17 protein-coding genes are annotated in these 19,034 nt (G+C 62.8%); 9 read left to right on the top strand and 8 right to left on the bottom strand.

Features of this window, described 5'->3' with window-relative positions:
- The 4 genes from VM99_22885 to VM99_22870 form a co-directional block, all read right to left on the bottom strand.
- Positions 1 to 1,857 carry a hypothetical protein gene (locus tag VM99_22885; GenBank protein AKK00776.1) on the bottom strand — a complete coding sequence of 619 codons (1,857 nt, stop codon included), beginning with the start codon at positions 1,855 to 1,857 and terminating at the stop codon, positions 1 to 3.
- The gene (locus VM99_22880) at positions 1,854 to 3,686 is read right to left on the bottom strand and encodes an ABC transporter substrate-binding protein (protein ID AKK00775.1); all 1,833 of its coding nucleotides are present in this window, start codon (positions 3,684 to 3,686) and stop codon (positions 1,854 to 1,856) included. Before VM99_22880 ends, VM99_22885 begins: the two co-directional genes overlap by 4 nt.
- Positions 3,687 to 3,943: 257 nt before the next feature.
- Positions 3,944 to 5,392 carry a lytic transglycosylase gene (locus VM99_22875; protein ID AKK00774.1) on the bottom strand — a complete coding sequence of 483 codons (1,449 nt, stop codon included), beginning with the start codon at positions 5,390 to 5,392 and terminating at the stop codon, positions 3,944 to 3,946.
- Positions 5,393 to 5,491: 99 nt separating this feature from the next.
- Entirely contained in the window at positions 5,492 to 6,259 is a 768-nt protein-coding gene (locus VM99_22870; protein AKK00773.1) for a hydroxyacylglutathione hydrolase, read from the bottom strand.
- 65 nt (positions 6,260 to 6,324) lie between these two features.
- On the opposite strand from VM99_22870, the gene VM99_22865 reads away from it, so the two are divergent.
- Both VM99_22865 and rnhA read left to right on the top strand, forming a co-directional pair.
- Positions 6,325 to 7,083 carry an SAM-dependent methyltransferase gene (locus VM99_22865; protein AKK00772.1) on the top strand — a complete coding sequence of 253 codons (759 nt, stop codon included), beginning with the start codon at positions 6,325 to 6,327 and terminating at the stop codon, positions 7,081 to 7,083.
- Positions 7,084 to 7,174: 91 nt separating this feature from the next.
- Entirely contained in the window at positions 7,175 to 7,627 is a 453-nt protein-coding gene (gene rnhA / locus VM99_22860) for a ribonuclease H (GenBank protein AKK00771.1), read from the top strand.
- A gap of 74 nt (positions 7,628 to 7,701) precedes the next feature.
- Here the strand turns inward: rnhA and VM99_22855 are convergent, their stop codons facing one another.
- Complete coding sequence (locus VM99_22855; protein AKK00770.1) at positions 7,702 to 9,747, bottom strand: hypothetical protein; 2,046 nt, start codon at positions 9,745 to 9,747, stop codon at positions 7,702 to 7,704.
- A 181-nt stretch (positions 9,748 to 9,928) separates the two neighbouring features.
- On the opposite strand from VM99_22855, the gene VM99_22850 reads away from it, so the two are divergent.
- A complete protein-coding gene (locus VM99_22850; GenBank protein ID AKK00769.1) occupies positions 9,929 to 10,675 on the top strand; it encodes a DNA polymerase III subunit epsilon in 747 nt (248 codons plus the stop codon).
- A gap of 205 nt (positions 10,676 to 10,880) precedes the next feature.
- Positions 10,881 to 11,495, top strand: coding sequence for a GNAT family acetyltransferase (locus tag VM99_22845; GenBank protein AKK00768.1), 615 nt, complete (start codon positions 10,881 to 10,883; stop codon positions 11,493 to 11,495).
- Here VM99_22845 and VM99_22840 read toward each other — a convergent pair.
- Together VM99_22840 and VM99_22835 are read right to left on the bottom strand one after the other, a co-directional pair.
- Positions 11,461 to 12,354, bottom strand: a complete 894-nt coding sequence (locus VM99_22840) for a LysR family transcriptional regulator (protein ID AKK00767.1) — start codon at positions 12,352 to 12,354, stop codon at positions 11,461 to 11,463. The genes VM99_22845 and VM99_22840 overlap by 35 nt on opposite strands.
- A 227-nt stretch (positions 12,355 to 12,581) precedes the next feature.
- On the bottom strand, positions 12,582 to 12,815 hold the full coding sequence (locus VM99_22835) for a hypothetical protein (GenBank protein ID AKK00766.1): 234 nt from the start codon (positions 12,813 to 12,815) through the stop codon (positions 12,582 to 12,584).
- Positions 12,816 to 12,999: 184 nt separating this feature from the next.
- On the opposite strand from VM99_22835, the gene VM99_22830 reads away from it, so the two are divergent.
- Both VM99_22830 and VM99_22825 read left to right on the top strand, forming a co-directional pair.
- Entirely contained in the window at positions 13,000 to 13,560 is a 561-nt protein-coding gene (locus tag VM99_22830) for an ACP phosphodiesterase (GenBank protein ID AKK00765.1), read from the top strand.
- Positions 13,561 to 13,774: 214 nt separating this feature from the next.
- Positions 13,775 to 15,058 carry an arsenical pump membrane protein gene (locus VM99_22825; protein ID AKK00764.1) on the top strand — a complete coding sequence of 428 codons (1,284 nt, stop codon included), beginning with the start codon at positions 13,775 to 13,777 and terminating at the stop codon, positions 15,056 to 15,058.
- Between the two features lie 130 nt (positions 15,059 to 15,188).
- Here VM99_22825 and VM99_22820 read toward each other — a convergent pair whose 3' ends face one another.
- Complete coding sequence (locus VM99_22820; GenBank protein ID AKK00763.1) at positions 15,189 to 16,154, bottom strand: cobalt chelatase; 966 nt, start codon at positions 16,152 to 16,154, stop codon at positions 15,189 to 15,191.
- Positions 16,155 to 16,259: 105 nt separating this feature from the next.
- Between VM99_22820 and ppnK the strand changes: the two genes are divergently transcribed.
- From ppnK to VM99_22805, 3 genes are read left to right on the top strand one after another with little or no spacing between them, the layout of a single operon-like run.
- On the top strand, positions 16,260 to 17,150 hold the full coding sequence (ppnK, locus tag VM99_22815) for an inorganic polyphosphate kinase (protein AKK00762.1): 891 nt from the start codon (positions 16,260 to 16,262) through the stop codon (positions 17,148 to 17,150).
- Positions 17,150 to 18,121 carry a serine/threonine protein phosphatase gene (locus VM99_22810; GenBank protein AKK00761.1) on the top strand — a complete coding sequence of 324 codons (972 nt, stop codon included), beginning with the start codon at positions 17,150 to 17,152 and terminating at the stop codon, positions 18,119 to 18,121. Before ppnK ends, VM99_22810 begins: the two co-directional genes overlap by 1 nt.
- The gene (locus VM99_22805; protein AKK00760.1) at positions 18,118 to 18,993 is read left to right on the top strand and encodes a peptidase S54; all 876 of its coding nucleotides are present in this window, start codon (positions 18,118 to 18,120) and stop codon (positions 18,991 to 18,993) included. The genes VM99_22810 and VM99_22805 overlap by 4 nt, the downstream gene beginning before the upstream one ends.
- The last annotated feature ends 41 nt before the right edge of the window (positions 18,994 to 19,034 follow it).

Here is a 19,034-nt window from a genome sequence, read left to right as displayed (position 1 = left end):
TTACTCCACGCTCGCAGGAGCAGCGTTGTTCTGTTGTTCCATCACTTGTTTTTCTACTTCCACGGCAGGCTTGGTGTCGGGCTTGACCCACCAGGTGGTGGTGCCGATGTCATAGGTCGGTGTCACTTTCGGGTGGCCGATGTGGTTCCAGTAGGCCACGCGCCAGGTCTTGATGTGCCAGTTGGGGATCACGTAGTAGCCCCATTGCAGCACCCGGTCCAGCGCCCGGGCATGGGCCACCAGGCTCTTGCGCGAGTCGGCGTTGATCAACTGTTCCACCAATTGGTCGACCGCCGGGTCCTTGAGGCCCATGGTATTGCGGCTGCCAGGCCTGTCGGCGGCGGCCGACATCCAGAATTCGCGCTGTTCGTTACCCGGCGAGCTCGATTGCGGGAAACTGCCCACCACCAGGTCGAAGTCCCGGGAGCGCACGCGGTTGATGTACTGGGACACGTCCACCCGGCGGATTACCAGGTCGATGCCCAGGTCGCTCAGGTTGCGCTTGAACGGCAGCAGCACCCGTTCGAACTCGGTCTGGGCGAGCAGGAACTCCAGCACCACCGGTTTGCCCTGGGCATCGACCATCTTGTCGTCGACGATACGCCAGCCGGCTTCCTGCAACAGTTGGTAGGCGTTGCGCTGCTGGTCGCGGATCATGCCGCTGCCGTCACACATCGAAGGTTGGAACGCTTCGGTGAAGACCTGTTCGGGAATCTTGCCGCGCAGGGGTTCGAGGATCTTCAGTTCGTCTTCATCGGGCAGGCCGGTGGCGGCCATTTCCGAGTTTTCGAAATAACTGCGGGTGCGGGCATAGGCGCCGTTGAACAGCTGCTTGTTGGTCCATTCGAAATCCAGCAACAGGCTCAGGGCCTTGCGCACCCGCACATCCTGGAACACCGGCCGGCGCAGGTTGAAGACAAAACCCTGCATGCCGGTGGGGTTGCCGTTGGGAATCTGTTCCTTGATCAGGCGCCCCTCGGTGACGGCCGGGATGTTGTAGGCGTTGGCCCAGTTCTTGGCGGTCATCTCCAGCCAGAAGTCGAACTGCCCGGCCTTCAGGGCCTCGACCGCCACGGTGTTGTCGCGGTAATAGTCGGTGGTCAGCACGTCGAAGTTATAGAAACCGCGGTTGACCGCCAGGTCCTTGCCCCAGTAGTCCTTCACTCGCTCATAGCGGATCGAGCGCCCGGCCTTCACTTCGGTGACCTTGTAGGGGCCGCTGCCGAGGGGAATCTCCAGGTTGCCTTTGTTGAAATCGCGATCGGCCCACCAATGTTTCGGCAATACCGGCAGTTGGCCGAGGATCAACGGCAATTCACGGTTATTGGTGTGCTTGAACTTGAACAGGACCTTGAGCGGGTCTTCGGCGATGGCTTCGGCGACGTCGTTGTAGTAGCCGCGAAACATCGGGGCGCCGTCCTTGGTCAGGGTCTGGAAGCTGAACACCACGTCTTCGGCGCGCACCGGGTGGCCGTCGTTGAACCGGGCCTCGGGGCGCAGGTAGAAGCGGACCCAGGCGTTGTCCGGGGCCCGTTCGATTTTCTCGGCGATCAAGCCGTATTCGGTGAAGGGTTCATCCAGGCCCTGTTTGGCCAGGGTGTCGTAGATCAGGCCGATGTCGTCGGCCGGCACACCCTTGCTGATGAACGGGTTGAGGCTGTCGAAGCCACCGAAGCCGCCCTGGCGGAATATCCCGCCCTTGGGGGCGTCGGGGTTGACGTAGTCGAAATGCTTGAAGTCGGCCGGGTATTTCGGCGGTTCGTTGTACAGGGTCAAGGCGTGCTGCGGCGCGGCGCAGGCCAGCCCGGCGAACAGCAGGCCGCCTGCATGCAGGAGCAGGGCACGTATAGGCTTCATTGATCTTTCTCCGAAGACTTCAGCCACCAGGCGCTCAGGCCCAGAGTGTAGGGCGGCGTGGTGACGAAGGCGAACCGGTTGCGGTACGCCAGGCGATGATAGTTGAGATACCAGTTGGGAATGCAGTAGTGCTGCCAGAGCAGCACGCGGTCCAGGGCCTTGCCGGCGGCGACCTGTTCGTCCCGGGTCTGGGCGGCCAGCAGCTTTTCCAGCAGATGGTCGACCACCGGGTCGGCGATCCCGGCGTAGTTCTTGCTGCCCTTGACCCCGACCTGGCTGGAATGGAAGTACTGCCATTGTTCCAGGCCCGGGCTCAGGGTCTGGTTCAGGGTCAGCAGGATCATGTCGAAGTCGAACTGGTCGAGGCGCTGCTTGTACTGGGCGCGGTCCACGGTGCGCAACCGGGCCTGGATGCCGATACTGGCGAGGTTCTCGACGTAAGGTTGCAGGATGCGCTCCAGGTTCGGGTTCACCAGCAGGATCTCGAAGCTCAGCGGGCGGCTGTCGGCGTCCAGCAGTCGCTGGCCGTTGAGCGTCCAGCCGGCTTCTTTCAAGAGCCCCAGCGCCTTGCGCAGGGTTTCCCGGGGAATGCCGCGACCGTCGGTCTGGGGCAGGCTGAAAGGTTCGGTGAACAGGCGCGGCGGCAGTTGTTCGCGGTAGGGCTTGAGCAGCAGCCATTCATGGCCCACAGGGAGGCCGCTGGCGGAAAATTCGCTGTTGGGGTAGTAACTGAGGGTGCGCTTGTAGGCGCTGCTGAACAACGTGCGGTTGGTCCACTCGAAATCGAACATCAGCCCCAGCGCTTCACGCACCTTGACCTGCGCAAACGTGGCGCGCCGGGTGTTCATGAACAGGCCCTGGGTCTGGGTCGGGATCTGGTGGGGGATCTGCGCCTTGATCACTTCGCCGCGCCTGACTGCCGGGAACTCGTAGCCGTTGGCCCAGTTCTTGGCCTGGTGCTCGATGTAGATGTCGAACTCACCCGCCTTGAAGGCTTCGAAGGCGACATCGCTGTCGCGGTAGAACTCCACCTCCATGCGGTCGACGTTGTACTTGCCACGATTGACCGGCAGGTCCTTGCCCCAGTAATCCTTGACCCGCTCGAACACCAGTTGGCGGCCCGGTTGCACCTTGGTGATGCGGTATGGCCCGCTGCCCAGGGGCGGCTCGAAGGTCGTTGCCTTGAAGTCGCGGCCTTTCCAGTAATGTTGGGGCAGCACGGGCAGTTCGCCCAGGCGCAGGATCAACAGGGGGTTGCCGGCGCGCTTGAAGACAAAGCGGATCTTGAGTGGGTTGAGGATATCGACCCGTAGCACTTCCTGCAGGTTGGTGCGGTATTGCGGGTGACCGTCCTTGAGCAAGGTGCGGTAGGAGAAGGCCACGTCGTAGGCGGTGATCGGCACGCCGTCATGGAACCGCGCTTCGGGTCGCAGGTTGAACACCACCCAGCTGCGGTCTTCGCTGTACTCCACCGACTGGGCGATCAGACCGTAGCTGGACGTCGGCTCATCGCCGGACGGCGCGTACTGGCCGGTGCCGACCATCAACGGTTCGTTCAGCTCGTTGATGCCGTATTGCAGGAAATTAGGCGTGGAAACCGGACTGCTGCCCTTGAAGGTATACGGGTTGAGTGTATCGAAAGTGCCGAATGCCATGACCCGCAAGGTACCGCCCTTGGGCGCTTGCGGATTGACCCAGTCGAAGTGGGTGAATCTGGCCGGGTACTTGAGCGTGCCGAACTGCGCATAGCCATGGCTTTCGCTGATGGTGGCGCTGGCGCAGGGACTCAAGGCCAGGCTGATCAGGAGCAAGAGGAGGGGACGTATCAAGTCTGAGATCCGATCCAGGCGGCTTGGGCGTTATGGCAGGTACAGTAACAGCTTGTATCGGCAGGAAAAAGGCGGGGGCTCAAAGCTTCAGGGTTTGCTTGAGCTGTGGCGAGGGGCCTTGCTCCCGCTGGGGTGCGAAGCGACCCCGAACCTGGCACCTCGGTGTGAGAGATGATTGAGTCGCTGCTTTTGGGGTTGCTGCGCAACCCAGCGGGAGCAAGCTCCCTCGCCACAAAGCTGCCCCGGCTACATGACTGTCAGTGCGGGGAGTAGACCGTCAGCATCTGCCCGGGCTTGAGCGCCTTGCCCATCCGCGGGTTCCAGCGCTTGAGATGTTGCATCTCGACGTTGAAGCGTTTGGCCACCACGTACAGCGAGTCACCTTGCTTGACCTTGTACTGGGTCTGCTTCTTCTGGTCCTTGCTGTTGGCGGCCACCACGGTGTTGATGCGCTTGCCGTTGGCCTTGGGAGCCTTGGTGTCCTGCATCACCAGGGTCTGGCCAACCTTGAGTTTGTTGCCGCTCAGCTTGTTCCAGCGTTGCAGGTCCTTGGTCTGGACATTGTTGGCCTTGGCGATCTGGGCCAGGTTGTCGCCGCGCTTGACCCGGTAGCTGCGCCGGGCGCCTTCGACTTCGCTGTCGTCGGCGGTTTCGAAGACCGGTTTGAGCGAGCGCGGGCTGATCAACTCCTCCGGGCGCATGGTCGACAGGCTGGCGGTCAGCAACTGGGCCTTGGAGGTGGGTACGAGCAAATGTTGCGGGCCGTCGATCGTGGTGCGCTGCTTGAAGGCCGGGTTGAGCTGGAACAGCTCGTCCTCGTCGATATTGGCCACCGCCGCGACCTTGGACAGGTCCATGCGCTGGTTGATCTCGACGACCTGGAAGTAGGGTTCGTTGGCGATCGGGTTGAGGTTCACGCCATAGGCATCGGGGGCGAGCACCACCTGGGACAATGCCAGCAGCTTGGGCACATAGGCCTGGGTCTCGGCGGGCAGTGGCAGGTTCCAGTAGTCGGTGGGCAGGCCGAGCTTCTCGTTGCGCTCGATGGCGCGGCTGACCGTGCCTTCGCCGGCGTTGTAGGCCGCCAGGGCAAGCAGCCAGTCGCCGTTGAACATGTCGTGCAGCCGCGTCAGGTAGTCCATGGCGGCCGTGGTGGACGCGGTGATGTCGCGGCGTCCGTCATAGAAACGGGTCTGGCGCAGGTTGAAATAACGCCCCGTGGACGGGATGAATTGCCATAGCCCCACCGCGTTGGCCCGGGAGTAGGCCATGGGGTTGTAGGCGCTTTCGATCACTGGCAGCAGGGCCAGCTCCAGCGGCATGTTGCGTTCTTCGAGGCGTTCGACGATGTAGTGGATGTAGAGGCTGCCGCGTTCACCGGCCCCTTCGAGGAACGACGGGTTGCTGGCGAACCAGAGTCGCTGCTGCTCGATACGGGGATTGACGCCGGCCGTTTCCTGCAACTGGAAGCCCTGGCGCATGCGCTCCCAGACATCCTGGGGCACCTGGGGACTGGGTTTTTCGCTGAGCCACAACGGCTTCTGCTTGGCCCGGGCAGCGAGGTTCGGCGTGTGGGCCGCGTCGGTTTGCGGCACCTGGCTCGTGCTCTGGCAGCCCGCCAGCGTGGCGGACACAGCCACCGCGATGGCCTGGGCCAAGCGGGTCAATGTGTCTGACTGGGCGGACCTGCGTATAGATGACGACATTGGCTGGAAGTAAGTTCCGGGCGAAAATGTCGGGCGATTCTAGAAAGCGCACCCCAGCAGGTCAACCATTCAGAATTTTTGTATCAATCGGTAGCGCCCTTAGAACGTATCTTTCCAAGCCCTCAAGGCCGCAAAAACCTCACTCGGCGTCTGGTTTCGCTGGCCGCTCCGTTCGTCTGCTTTTTGTTTAACGGATGTTTCAGTGGTGCGCAGGAACGGATTGGTGAGTTTTTCCAGGGCCAGGGTCGAGGGCAGGGTGGTGACGCCGTCGCTGCGTTGCTGGCTGACTTTGGCCAGGCGCGCGGCGATGTCAGGGTTGTCCGGCTCGACGGCCGCGGCGAATTTCAGGTTGCTGAGGGTGTACTCGTGGGTGCAGTAGACCAGGGTGTCTTCAGGCAGCGCGGCGAGGCGGCTAAGAGAGTGATGCATCTGCGCCGGGGTGCCTTCGAACAGGCGGCCGCAGCCGGCGGCGAACAAGGTGTCGCCACAGAACAGCAAGCCGTGGTGGTAGTAGGCGATATGCCCCAGGGTGTGGCCGGGCACGGCGAAGACCTCGAAGTCCCAGCCCAGCACGTGGACCGTATCGTGGTCGTTTAGCGCGGTGTCGCGCGCCGGGATGTTCTCGCCAGCCGGGCCGTGGACGGTGGCGCCCGTCGCCTTTTTCAGCGCCTGCACTCCGCCGACGTGATCATGGTGATGATGGGTGATCAGGATGTCGCCCAGTACCCAGCCGGGGTGCGCATCGAGCCAGGCTTGGACCGGTGCGGCATCGCCCGGGTCGACCACCGCGCAACGCCGGGTCGAGTGATCCTGTAACAACCAGATGTAGTTATCGGTGAACGCGGGCAGGGCACTGATCTGTATCATCGCGGAATTCGCCAAGCTGAAAACAAAGGCGCATCTTAGAACTTCCTGACGCGTTGGAGAATGCAATGACTGATGAAGCGTTCGCCCAGGCCGATCCCGACTGGCTGGCGTTGATCAGCGCCGCCCGTGAATGGCTGTCCGGTCCTGTCGGGCAATTTTTGCTGGATGAAGAACGACGCATGCTCGAAGACGAGCTGGGCCGGTTCTTTGGTGGCTACCTGGTGCACTACGGGCCTTCGGCGCAGACGCCGCCGTCGGCGCCGCAGGTCCAGCGCAACGTGCGCCTGGGCGCGCCCTTGCCCGGGGTGGAAATTGTCTGCGAGGAACAGGCCTGGCCGCTCAGCGAACACGCCGCCGATGTGGTGGTCATGCAGCATGGCCTGGACTTCTGCCTGTCGCCCCATGGCTTGTTGCGTGAAGCAGCGAGCAGCGTGCGCCCCGGCGGGCACCTGCTGATCATCGGCATCAACCCCTGGAGCAGTTGGGGCCTGCGCCGCGTCTTCGCCCAGGACGCCTTGCGCCAGGCCCGTTGCATCTCGGCCTCGCGGGTGGGCGACTGGCTCAACCTGCTCGGTTTCGCGCTGGAGAAACGCCGCTTCGGGTGCTATCGTCCGCCGCTTGCGTCGCCCAAGTGGCAGGCCCGCCTGGCCGGCTGGGAGCGCAAGGCCGGTGACTGGCAACTGTCCGGCGGCGGTTTCTACCTGCTGGTGGCGCGCAAGATCGCCGTAGGGCTGCGCCCGGTACGCCAGGTGCGCCGCGAGCCGATGGGCAAGCTGATTCCCTTGCCCATGGCCAAGGTCAATCGTCGCCACATCGAGCCGTAAACCTTTTTCTGATGATCGGCCGACATTTCGGTCACGGGCGTCGTTGGCTTCGACCAGCGGGCCTTTGCATTTTTTTCCTGGATAGATTGGCATGAGCGATAGCGTAGAACTCTTTACTGACGGCGCCTGCAAGGGCAACCCTGGCCCAGGCGGCTGGGGCGCGTTGCTGGTGTGCAAGGGCGTGGAGAAGGAGCTCTGGGGCGGCGAAGCCAATACCACCAACAATCGCATGGAACTGATGGGCGCCATTCGTGGCCTGGAAGAGCTCAAGCGGCCGTGCGACGTGCTGCTGGTGACCGACTCGCAGTACGTGATGAAGGGAATCAACGAATGGATGGCCAACTGGAAGAAGCGTGGCTGGAAGACGGCCGCGAAGGAACCGGTGAAGAACGCCGACCTGTGGAAACAGCTGGATGAGCAGGTCAACCGCCACAACGTCACCTGGAAATGGGTGCGCGGCCACATCGGTCACGCGGGTAACGAGCGGGCCGACCAGTTGGCCAACCGCGGAGTGGATGAAGTGCGGGGCTACAAGCAGGGCTGACACCGCGGCTGTGCTGCCCAGACCACGCCAGCCTTCACGGGCCGGCGTGGCTCAACTTCTGGCGGTCAACGGCATCAGAACCCCGTGGTGTTGATGGACACGTCGGGTTTTGGATGCCAGGGATTGAAGGGCTCCCCAGCGGGGCCCTGTTCCGAGAGCGTGATCCGGCGGCCAATGTCATAACCCAGCGCTCGGTGACCGTTGACCTGCGTTCTGGGGTAATTGATGTCCTGGGTCGCCACTTGCGGAAAGCGATCACATTCGCCAAGCCATTGGTGTTTGCACGCAGACAATCCCTGCTGGTAGAGCCAGACCGCTTCGCAGGAAAAGTCATTGTCGCCATCGCAGTTCGACAACCGGCGACTCCAGTCCGGGTTTGGCGGCATGGACGCTTCCTGGGTCGACAGTTTGACGTACAGAACCCGGATCCGGTTTTCGGGCGTGCACCCTTGGTCGGGGCAGATATCGAACCGAAAGAAGGGGTTGGATTTAACGAAGTTGAATCCAATATCCTTGCGGCTAAACGTTTCACAGGCATCGGCGTCGAGAAACTTGTCCGGGACGGTGGCCGAGCCTTCTACCTTGTAGAACTTCAGTCCTTCCTCCTTGCCCAGATGGCACCGCAAGCGCTGCAAGGCGTCGAACACGGCCATCCGCTGGTCGCCCTGGCTGGTGGCTTCGTGTTCTGCGTCAACCGTGATGATGTTCTTGACCCGTCTTTTCACCAGGGCGTAGAGCCCGAGGTTTTCCGAGTGCCCACCGTCACTGAGGTAAACCGAGTCTCGAGTTTCGTCATATCGCCGGTTGGTGGCGAAGTAGAAAGGGAACGGCAGGGCTTTGTGCCAAGCGCGAGTGGCCGGCTCAACCCTGGGGTTTGCCACGTACCGGCCGAGCGACAGATTCAGGGCGTCGGCCAGCGCATCCACGGGGACATAGGCCAGGGGCTGGTCGGTCAGTTTAAGGTCGTCGACAGCGGCGCCCGACATCATGACGGCTTCGGAGAGCCTGGGCGCGCGGGCGGGGTAGCAAGGTACTCCGTAGGTTGCCCTCTTTGTGTCGTCCTGATAGTCGCAGTAGCCAAACGCGGTATTGCCGTAGGCCAGCGGTGAAAATTCATAAACGACGCTCGCCAGGTCGGAGTTGAAGCCCGCGAAGTCGGCGGTGCGCAGCCATTCGACGCTGCCTCCGTAGGCGGCGGTGGTGTTGACGATGAAAAACGGTATCTCACCGCGTTTTGCCGCGTCCGCCAATTCGCCGTAACTGGGCGGCGCGTCTTTTAAGGTTGAATGCCAGTCTGTCGGATAGGCCGCGAACGTCCGGTCGATCCCGTGCTGGTAGGCCGACTCCCAAGGGTTCAAGTTGACCTGCCACCTGAAGAGGCCGTTCGCGAGAATATTGAGGGGCACGGAAGGCACCCAGACCGCCCCGCGCCCGACCATTTCGCCGATGTAGCTGCTCTGGTTGATAAACGCGCCGTAATTCGAATCCTGCGTCCTGGTGATCAGGTAGCTGTTGTTTTCAAGGTAGGTCTGGAACCGTCTGGTTTTTTGATCGGCATGGTGGGGGCGCGCCATGGGTTCGATGTCCGGGCTATCCCGCACGGCCTTGTACACGTAATAGCTTTTGAACAACTCGTCAGGCGTGACAGTGTGTGCGGCGTAGTGCCTGGCGCCGAAGAGCTGGTGGGTGAGCCATAAGTTGGCATAACTGCCGCCTGATACCGAAGAGACAATGTCGATCTTGTCGAGCAGCCCCTGTTTTTGCAGGCCCGCGAGAACCCCGATGGAAAACGTCGCCGAGCGCATCCCGCCGCCAGACAGGGACAGGCCGAGTTCCGGACGATAGCCGGCGATTTCCTGCCCGGTACAGGGGGCGACGATGGCGTTGGCTGGCGTGTGAAGCTGTTGCCGATACGAGCGCAGGAGGCAATTCTCGGCCGCCCTCAGCGCCGCGCTTCTTTCTTCGTAGCGTGCCGGATCGGGTTGCTCGCCGTCGGTACGGCCGAGGTCGGGCTTATCGTCGATCGACGCGCAACCGGATAACAGGGCGAGGGTGAACGTTGCCCACTTCGTGGCGCCAGCGCCGAGTGTTTTTTCATGGGGTCGAGGGATGTGATACATGTCACGCTCCTTAGGGACCTGGCGTTGAGCGAAGGCCAGTGGCGTGAGGCTAGCACCTGGGTGGCTTAGTGCCACTGAGCCATCATTCATTTGCACCAGCCGGGTCGCGGAAATCCCTTGGCGAAGGGAGCGTGCTAACATCCGCGCTTTTGCAAGCCTGCCCGTTGAGAGCTGAACACTGATGGCCAACAGATCTGTTGTACTGGATACCGAAACCACCGGCATGCCGGTGACCGATGGTCACCGGATTATCGAAATCGGTTGTGTCGAGCTGATCGGCCGGCGCCTGACCGGTCGCCATTTCCACGTTTACCTGCAACCGGACCGCGAGAGTGACGAGGGCGCCATTGGCGTCCACGGCATCACCAACGAGTTCCTGGTGGGCAAGCCGCGGTTTGCCGAAGTGGCCGATGAGTTCTTCGAATTCATCAAGGGCGCGCAGTTGATCATCCACAACGCGGCGTTCGACGTTGGGTTCATCAACAACGAATTCGCGCTGATGGGCCAGCATGACCGCGCCGACATCAGCCAGCATTGCACCATCCTCGATACCCTGGTGATGGCCCGGGAGCGGCACCCGGGGCAGCGCAACAGCCTCGACGCCTTGTGCAAGCGCTACGACGTCGACAACTCCGGCCGTGAGCTGCACGGCGCCTTGCTCGACTCGGAAATTCTGGCCGACGTCTACCTGACCATGACCGGCGGGCAGACCAGCCTGTCCCTGGCGGGCAACGCCTCCGATGGCAACGGTTCGGGCGAGGGGTCGGGCAACCAGGCCACGGAAATCCGTCGCCTGCCGGCAGACCGCCGTCCCGCCCGGATCATTCGTGCCAGCGAAAGCGACCTGGCCGAACATGCCGCGCGTCTGGAAGCCATCGCCAAGTCGGCCGGTGCTCCGGCACTGTGGACGCAGTTGGCTGAGGCTTGAGGGCTTTGGCGCATAAATGCCTGTGGGTGCGAGCCCGCTCGCTCCCGCGGACCCACCTTGTTCATTCGCCACAATCGCCATGACCTTCTAACCTCAGGTTACGGGCAGGCTACGGATCCCGCTTGATGAGTGAAGATTTGAAAGACCAGGGCAATGGATGGCTATGCGCCGTTGGTTGTCTCAAGGAATGAGGACGTTTCCCAGTATGCAACCGGTCATGAATCCCAAGCACCCCGGGCTGTCGGTGCGCATTGTCGATGACGGTTTCGCTGCCTATATCTGGGGCAGTGACTTCAGCTTCGAGGTCAGTGACTACGGCACGGCGCAGGTCGGTCGCCCGGTGAGCCAGTGGCCGGTGACGCCGATCGTTCCCTATCGCAAGTGCTATGGCATCGATCCCGAGGAGTTCAGCAGTTTTCGCGATGCCCCGGACAGCGAGATCTTCATGGCGTACCTGGATGACCAGCCGGTGGGGCACCTGGTGGTCAGTACCAACTGGAACGGGTTCGCCCACATCGACGAGCTGGCGGTGCATGCCCCGGCCCGTCGCCATGGGGTGGCCAAGGCCTTGCTCGACGTCGCGCAGTTCTGGAGTCGCAAGAAAAAGCTGCCGGGCATCATGCTGGAAACCCAGAACAACAACCTGGGCGCGTGCCGGCTCTACGAGCGTTGCGGTTACGTACTGGGTGGGATCGATCACCTGCGCTACCGCGGCATCGACCGCCACACCGCCGAGGTGGCGCTGTTCTGGTATCGGCTGTTCGACGATCCGCTGGGCATGGCGATCAGTGGCCCAGCAGCGCCTCGGCTTGTTCCTTGACCCGTTCGAGCAGTGATTCAAGGGCGGGCGAGGGCTCGCGGCCTTTGAGGCTCAATGCATAAAGGTCAATCAGGATGGCGGGCGCCAGCGGGCAGCTGTCCAGGCCCGCGCTCTTGGCGCCCGACGCGGTAAAAGGGTCGACGATGGCCAGGCCTTCGCCGGCCTCGACCATGGCCCGCATCATCTGGTGGGTCTGGACGCGGATCTGGATCACCGGTGCCGGGCGCAACGCCGCCAACTTGTGCTCGAACGCCGGGCTCAACGGGTCGTGCCCTTCGAGCCCCACCAATGATTGTCCCGCCAGGTCCTGGAGCGAAATGTACTTCTGCCGCGGTTGCAGCCAGCCATGGGGAGCCAGCAACTGCAGTTTGCCCTGGGCGATCACCTGGCAATGGATGTCGGGATGTTCAGGGTTGTGCAGGCTGAGGCCCAGGTCGCTTTCGCGCAGGAGCAAGCTCTGGACGATGCCGCGGGTTGGCTGGCTGAGCAGGGTGCAAGGGGCATCCGCGAAGCGCCGGCGCAAGGCGGCGATGCTCTGGGGCAACAATTGCTGGGCCAAGGGCGGGGTGCAGATGATGCGCAGTGGCGGCGCCTGGTAGTGTTTCAGGCTGCTGGCCAGCCGCTGCACCGGTTCGAGGGTGTCGTACACCTGCGTGATGCCGTCGCGCAGTTCGAGGGTTTCCCGGGTGGCCTGCAAGCGTCCGCGCACACTGGCAAACAGCATGAACCCCAGTTGGGCCTCGGCATCACGCAGAATTGCCTCGACCTCTGCCACTGGCAGTTGCAGCCACTCGGCCGCTGTGCCGAGATGGCCGGTCTGCAGCAGCGCCTGGATCACTTCGATGTGGCGTAAACGCATGCAAGAAGTCCGTGTTCGGCGGATAAGCCATTGGGTGGCCGAATCCTAGGCTCTGTTTGAAAAGTCTTGAGACGAAGGTCAGGCAAGGCGAAAACCGGCGAGGAAGCGGAGGTTACTGGAGTAAGTGAGCATTCCGAGCCGGTTTTCAACGCAGCATGAACGAGTATCAAGGCTTTTCAGACAGAGCCTAACCCAAGTCCGGGCATGACTTCTGCTCATAACAACGGTTACGAGGCGATTTGCGTTTCAGGTTCGCGGATGAGCTCGATACCCGACTGCACCAGCAGGAAGCGGTCTTCGTCGAGTTTGTTGACGCGATCACCAATGGCCAGCTTATAAGTGGTGACAGGCTCCTTGCCGTATCCCTCGGGCGACGGGGTCGATTCCTGGAACTCATGCACCGAATAGACGCGGCCTTCGGCGTCTCGCGCATGGAATTGTCCGACAAGTACTGCTGCCATTGCTTAGAACCTCTGGAAATAGATCACTCGATTTGCGGTTCTGTAGACCTTGGTCTATCGCGGTAAGTTTTCCTACAAGAAAAAAATAGTCCAGCCGGCAGGATTTCGTCGCTCCACTGGTCCAAATGTAACGCCGATCATCTATAACTACAGATCCTTTGAGCCGACAGTCGAGAAGCCTCTCATGAGTAATGTCTACACCGTGGCCGTTTTGGTGGGCAGCCTGCGCAAGGCGTCGATCAACCGCAAGATCGCCCTGGCCCTGGCCGACCTGGCACCCGCCAACTTGAAGCTGGAGATCGTCGAGATTGGCGACTTGCCCCTCTACAACGAAGACATCGACGTGACGCCGGCACCGGCCGCCTACGCGGCATTCCGCCAGCGGGTGGGCGCGGCCGATGCCCTGTTGTTCGTCACCCCGGAGTACAACCGTTCGGTGCCGGCCCCTTTGAAAAATGCCATCGACGTGGGCTCGCGCCCTTACGGCCAGAGTTGCCTGAGCGGCAAGCCGGGCGCGGTGATCAGCGCTTCCCCAGGTGCCATCGGTGGCTTCGGCGCCAATCACCATTTGCGCCAGTCCCTGGTGTTCCTCGATGTGCCCTGCATGCAGCAACCGGAAGGCTACCTGAGCGGCGCCGGTACGGCGTTCGACGAGGCGGGCCAGTTGTCGGAGTCGCTGAAGCCGTTCCTGCAGAAATTTATCGCGGCCTATGGCCAGTGGGTCGAGCAGCATAAAAAGGCCTGAACCCCGGATAGCCCGGATGAGCCGTGGCGAGGGAGCTTGCTCCCGCTCGGTTGCGCAGCGACCGCCCCAGGGGCCTGCTGCGCAGTCCAGCGGGAGCAAGCTCCCTCGCCACGGGTTCATCGTGTTCTGCAATGCCGCTTTACTGAGTATTCGCGTTTACCTATATTCGCCCCTCTTCCCCCCTCAGCTATCCCTCTGCGCAAGGCTGTAACGCATGCTCATCGCGTCATTGATTTTCCTGCTGACCATTACGCTGGTGATCTGGCAACCCAAAGGCCTTGGCGTTGGCTGGAGCGCGACGCTCGGCGCGTTGTTGGCCCTGTTGAGCGGGGTGGTGCACCTGGCCGACATCCCGCTGGTGTGGCAGATCATCTGGAACGCCACCGGCACGTTCGTCGCGTTGATCATCATCAGCCTGTTGCTGGACGAGGCGGGGTTCTTCGCCTGGGCGGCCCTGCACGTGGCCCGATGGGGTCGGGGCAGCGGGCGCAAGCTGTTTGCCTACATGGTGTTGCTCGGGGCGCTGGTGTCGGCGCTGTTTGCCAACGACGGGGCGGCGTTGATCCTGACGCCGATCGTGATCTCGATGCTCCTGGCGCTGCGCTTTTCCCCGGCGGCGACCCTGGCGTTCGTGATGGGCGCCGGCTTCATCGCCGACACCGCGAGCCTGCCGCTGGTGGTGTCGAACCTGGTGAACATCGTCTCGGCAGACTTTTTCGGCATCGGCTTCAACCGCTATGCGGCGGTCATGGTGCCGGTGAACCTGGTGAGCGTGGCGGCCAGCCTGGGGATTCTGCTGTGGTTCTTCCGGCGCGACATTCCCGGCGATTATGACCCGCAACAACTGGACGATCCGGCCACGGCGATCCACGACAAGGCGACGTTCTATGCCGGTTGGGCGGTGCTGGTGATCCTGCTGGTGGGCTGCTTTGCCCTGGAGCCGCTGGGCATTCCGATCAGTGCGATCTCGGCGGTGTGCGCCGCGTTGCTGCTGGGCGTGGCGGCCCGCGGACACAAGATTTCCACCCGCAAGGCGATGAAGGAAGCGCCGTGGCAGATCGTGATCTTCTCCCTCGGCATGTACCTGGTGGTCTATGGCCTGCGCAACGCCGGGCTGACCGGCTATCTCGCCCATTGGCTCGACAGCTTTGCCGCGTACGGCGTATGGGGCGCGGCCATGGGCACCGGCGTGCTGACGGCGCTGCTGTCGTCGGTGATGAACAACCTGCCGACGGTGCTGATCGGTGCCTTGTCCATCGACGCCAGCCAGGCCACCGGGGCGGTGAAGGAGGCGATGATCTACGCCAACGTGATCGGCAGCGACCTGGGCCCGAAAATCACCCCGATCGGCAGCCTGGCCACCTTGCTCTGGTTGCATGTACTGGCACGCAAGGACATTCGCATCGGCTGGGGCTATTACTTCAAGGTCGGGATCGTGCTGACGGCACCGGTGTTGCTGGTGACGTTGGCGGCGCTGGCTGTGCGGTTGTCCTTCTAAAGCGAGGTGGCCGCCTTCGCGGGCAAGCCCGCTCCCACAGGGTTTTGTGGTTGCCAGCAAGATTGCAGACGCTGCGGTCATTGTGGGAGCGGGCTTGCCCGCGAAGGCGGCCATCCAGGCACAGCAACGTTCAGCCATTACCCGGCACAGCCGGCCAGAGATCCGCCACCAGGAACACTCGCTCGGCTTCTTCCCACTCGCCCGCGCTGTTTTCCCCCAGGCGCACCAGCAATTGCGCTGGCGCCATCGGGTCCAGGGCCTGTCGCCAGGCTTGCAGTTGTGCGCTGCTCCAGGTCTGTTCGGCCGGATAATGCGCCGGGGCCAGCCAGGCGGCGCGGGGCAGGGGTTGCCAGCGCCCTGGCGGACGTTGGGCAACGAATGCCGGCCAATCGCGCTGATGCAACCAACTGCCGCGCAGATGCCGGGGGTGGGCGCCCAAGGGTGGTTCGGCGTGGTTCGGCCAGGGGTAGAGCAGATAGCCGCCCAGCCAGAGTTCGGAGTGCAGCCGCTTGTCGCCTGAGGGTTCGATGCCCAGCGCCGCCAGAGCCTCACGGCTTTCCGGGCGCGCCGAGATCGGCAACTGGTGTTCGCGCAGGTGCGCCAGTTTACGGTCGAGCCGGTCATGGCTGCCCGGGCCCAGCCATTGCGCGGCGTCTTGCCCATCGCCCTGTTGAGGGCCCAGGTACAGCTTGATCGCCAGTTCCAGGTGATGAATGCCGTCGTCGTCGCGCAACAACAGGTCCAGTTCCCCCAGCGTATGGCCCTCGCGCCGGATCGGCAGGTTCGCGGCGATCAGTTCGATGCCCGGTGCGTGCTGTACGGCGAACTGCCACAACCTTTCGTAATACAGCCCCAGGCGTCGCGTCCGTCCCTGTGACAACCACTGCAGCAACGAATAGCTGTCGCGGTCCAGCTGCCTGAGCCAGTGTTCCAGTCGGTCGGGGTTTCGCACCCAATCGCTGCGGGTCAGCGGATGGCGCTGGGGCCAGGGCGTGTCGATGAGCATCGGTGGGGCCAGCAGCGCCCACGCCAGGTCGCGCACCTCGGGGTGGCGCAGGCGACGGGGCAGGTCCAGCAATTCAGGGAACAGGATCATTTTGCGAGCATAGCTGCTGCGGCGAAGGCTTAAAGAATTTTGTCTATGGAGCGCTTTCGCCCATAATCGTGATTTTCGCCCGCCGCAGACCCTCGCAGGAGCCTCATGGAGCAATTTCGCAATATCGGCATCATCGGTCGCCTGGGCAGTTCACAGGTGTTGGACACCGTTCGCCGTCTCAAACGTTTCCTCCTGGAGCGACACCTGCATGTGATCCTCGAAGACACCATCGCCGAAGTGTTGCCCGGCCACGGCTTGCAAACGTCGTCGCGCAAGATGCTCGGCGAGGTTTGTGACATGGTGATCGTGGTTGGCGGTGATGGCAGCCTGCTGGGGGCTGCGCGGGCCCTGGCGCGGCACAATATCCCGGTGCTGGGGATCAACCGCGGCAGCCTGGGCTTCCTGACCGATATCCGGCCGGACGAGCTGGAGATCAAGGTCGCCGAGGTGCTGGACGGCCACTACCTGGTGGAAAACCGTTTCCTGCTGCAAGCCGAGGTGCGCCGGCACGCCGAAGCCATCGGCCAGGGCGACGCCCTCAATGACGTGGTGCTGCACCCGGGCAAGTCCACGCGGATGATCGAATTCGAGCTGTACATCGACGGCCAGTTCGTCTGCAGCCAGAAGGCCGACGGCCTGATCGTCGCCACGCCCACCGGTTCCACGGCCTACGCGCTGTCCGCCGGCGGCCCGATCATGCACCCCAAGCTCGACGCTATTGTGATTGTGCCCATGTACCCCCATACCTTGTCTGGGCGACCCATCGTGGTCGATGGCAACAGTGAGCTGAAAATCGTCGTGTCCAAGGATATGCAGATCTACCCGCAAGTGTCCTGTGACGGCCAGAACCATTTCACCTGCGCGCCGGGTGACACCATCACCGTCAGCAAGAAAGCGCAGAAGCTGCGCCTGATCCACCCGCTGGATCACAATTACTATGAAGTCTGCCGGACCAAGCTCGGCTGGGGCAGTCGGCTCGGAGGTGGAGGCGACTGATGCTCGATCCTGCGCGCAGTTACGATCTGATCGGTGACGTGCACGGATGCGCCCTGACCCTGGAACACCTGCTGGACCGACTCGGTTATCACAAGCAGGGCGGGGTCTGGCGACATCCGTCGCGCATGGCCGTGTTCCTGGGCGATATCATCGACCGTGGCCCGCGGATCCGCGAAGCGCTGCACATCGTCCACGACATGGTCGAGGCCGGCCAGGCGCTGTGCATCATGGGCAACCACGAATTCAACGCCCTGGGTTGGAGCACCCCGGCATTGCCCGGCAGCGGCCAGCGCTACGTGCGCGAGCACACCCCGCGCCACGCTCGCCTGCTGCACGAGACCCTGACGCAATTCGAGCAGCACCCCGGCGACTGGCATGACTTCCTCAAGTGGTTCTATGAATTGCCGCTGTTTGTCGACGCGGGCCGGTTCCGGGTGGTGCACGCCTGTTGGGACGCCGGCCTGATCGAACCGTTGCGCGGCCTGTTCCCTGACGGCTGCGTCGACGAGCACTTCCTCCAGGCGTCGGCGCAACCGGGCAGCTTCGCCTGCACGGTGTTCGATCGCCTGCTGCGCGGCACCGACATGCGCCTGCCCCACGGGATGACCCTCACCGGTGGCGATGGCCTGACCCGGTCGTTCTTCCGCACCAAGTTCTGGGAAGACGATCCCAAGACCTACGGCGACATCGTGTTCCAGCCCGACGCCTTGCCCGAGCCGGTGGCGCGCAGGCCATTGTCGGCCGACGAAAAGAACAACCTGTTGCGCTATGGCATCGATGAACCCCTGTTGTTCGTCGGCCACTATTGGCGCAGCGGCAAGCCCGCCCCGATCCGTCCGAACCTGGCGTGCCTGGACTACAGCGCGGTGCTTTACGGCAAGTTGGCGGCCTACCGGCTCGACCAGGAAACCCGCCTGGACCCGCATAAGTTCGTCTGGGTCGATGTCGAGCGGCCCGAGGTGATGCCGTGAACCTGGTCGCGGTGTTGCGTTTGCCGTTGACAGCGGACCTGAGCGGTTTCGTCACGTTGCTGCAACGCCTGCAGGTGCCACACCGGGTCAGCGAGGAGGCGGGGGAGCAAGTGCTCTGGGTGCCGGACGAGATGGGCGAAGATGTGCGCACCCTGTATGGCCGTTTTCCGCAGGGTGATCCCCAGCAGACCCTGGAGCTGCCGGCCATCGGTCCTGCGCCGAAAAGGCCGGGCGTCGTCGAGCAACTGACGCGAAGCCCGATGACCGCCCTGGTGTTGCTGTTGAGCCTGGTGGTCGGCGTCGTGACCCTGTTGGGCGAGAATCTCCAGGCATTGCGTTGGCTGACCTTCCTCGAATTTCGCGTTGCCGGTGACTACATCCAGTTCACCCCCCTGGCCGACAGCCTGGCGGCGGGGCAGTGGTGGCGCCTGGTGACGCCGATGCTGATCCACTTCGGTTTCCTGCACATTGCCATGAATGGCCTGTGGTATTGGGATTTGGGGCGGCGGATCGAGGCGCGCCAGGGCGGCATCAATCTGTTGGGGCTGACGCTGCTGTTCAGCCTGGTGTCCAATTTCGTCCAGTACCTGGTCAGCGGCGCATCACTGTTCGGCGGTTTGTCCGGCGTGTTGTACGGCCTGCTGGGGCATTGCTGGATTTATCAATGGCTGGCGCCGAATCCGGCCTACCGCCTGCCCCGTGGCGTCATGGCGATGATGCTGGGGTGGCTGCTGCTGTGCATGTCCGGGCTGGTCTCGCTAATCGGTTTCGGAGAAATCGCCAACGGCGCCCACGTGGGCGGCCTGCTCATCGGTTGCTTCACGGGCTTGTTGGGCGGGCTGTTCGCTCGCCGTAAAATGGCCCGACCATGATCCTGTGGCGAGGGAGCTCGCTTGCCACGAATGACCAATAG

The sequence above is a fragment of the Pseudomonas chlororaphis genome (genome assembly GCA_001023535.1).
Classification (GTDB): domain Bacteria; phylum Pseudomonadota; class Gammaproteobacteria; order Pseudomonadales; family Pseudomonadaceae; genus Aquipseudomonas; species Aquipseudomonas chlororaphis_E.
The sequence above is the reverse complement of the archived record's forward strand: the minus strand, read 5'-3'. Positions and strand labels throughout refer to the sequence as shown.

Bases quoted from the DNA above. Each gene is read 5' to 3' on its own strand.
- VM99_22830 (AKK00765.1), top strand. From the start codon at position 13,000: ATGAGTAATGTCTACACCGTGGCCGTTTTGGTGGGCAGCCTGCGCAAG.
- VM99_22870 (AKK00773.1), bottom strand. From the start codon at position 6,259: ATGATACAGATCAGTGCCCTGCCCGCGTTCACCGATAACTACATCTGG.
- VM99_22850 (AKK00769.1), top strand. From the start codon at position 9,929: ATGGCCAACAGATCTGTTGTACTGGATACCGAAACCACCGGCATGCCG.
- VM99_22810 (AKK00761.1), top strand. From the start codon at position 17,150: ATGCTCGATCCTGCGCGCAGTTACGATCTGATCGGTGACGTGCACGGA.
- VM99_22875 (AKK00774.1), bottom strand. From the start codon at position 5,392: ATGTCGTCATCTATACGCAGGTCCGCCCAGTCAGACACATTGACCCGC.
- ppnK (AKK00762.1), top strand. From the start codon at position 16,260: ATGGAGCAATTTCGCAATATCGGCATCATCGGTCGCCTGGGCAGTTCA.
- VM99_22835 (AKK00766.1), bottom strand. From the start codon at position 12,815: ATGGCAGCAGTACTTGTCGGACAATTCCATGCGCGAGACGCCGAAGGC.
- VM99_22855 (AKK00770.1), bottom strand. From the start codon at position 9,747: ATGTATCACATCCCTCGACCCCATGAAAAAACACTCGGCGCTGGCGCC.
- VM99_22845 (AKK00768.1), top strand. From the start codon at position 10,881: ATGCAACCGGTCATGAATCCCAAGCACCCCGGGCTGTCGGTGCGCATT.
- rnhA (AKK00771.1), top strand. From the start codon at position 7,175: ATGAGCGATAGCGTAGAACTCTTTACTGACGGCGCCTGCAAGGGCAAC.
- VM99_22825 (AKK00764.1), top strand. From the start codon at position 13,775: ATGCTCATCGCGTCATTGATTTTCCTGCTGACCATTACGCTGGTGATC.
- VM99_22840 (AKK00767.1), bottom strand. From the start codon at position 12,354: ATGCGTTTACGCCACATCGAAGTGATCCAGGCGCTGCTGCAGACCGGC.
- VM99_22885 (AKK00776.1), bottom strand. From the start codon at position 1,857: ATGAAGCCTATACGTGCCCTGCTCCTGCATGCAGGCGGCCTGCTGTTC.
- VM99_22865 (AKK00772.1), top strand. From the start codon at position 6,325: ATGACTGATGAAGCGTTCGCCCAGGCCGATCCCGACTGGCTGGCGTTG.
- VM99_22820 (AKK00763.1), bottom strand. From the start codon at position 16,154: ATGATCCTGTTCCCTGAATTGCTGGACCTGCCCCGTCGCCTGCGCCAC.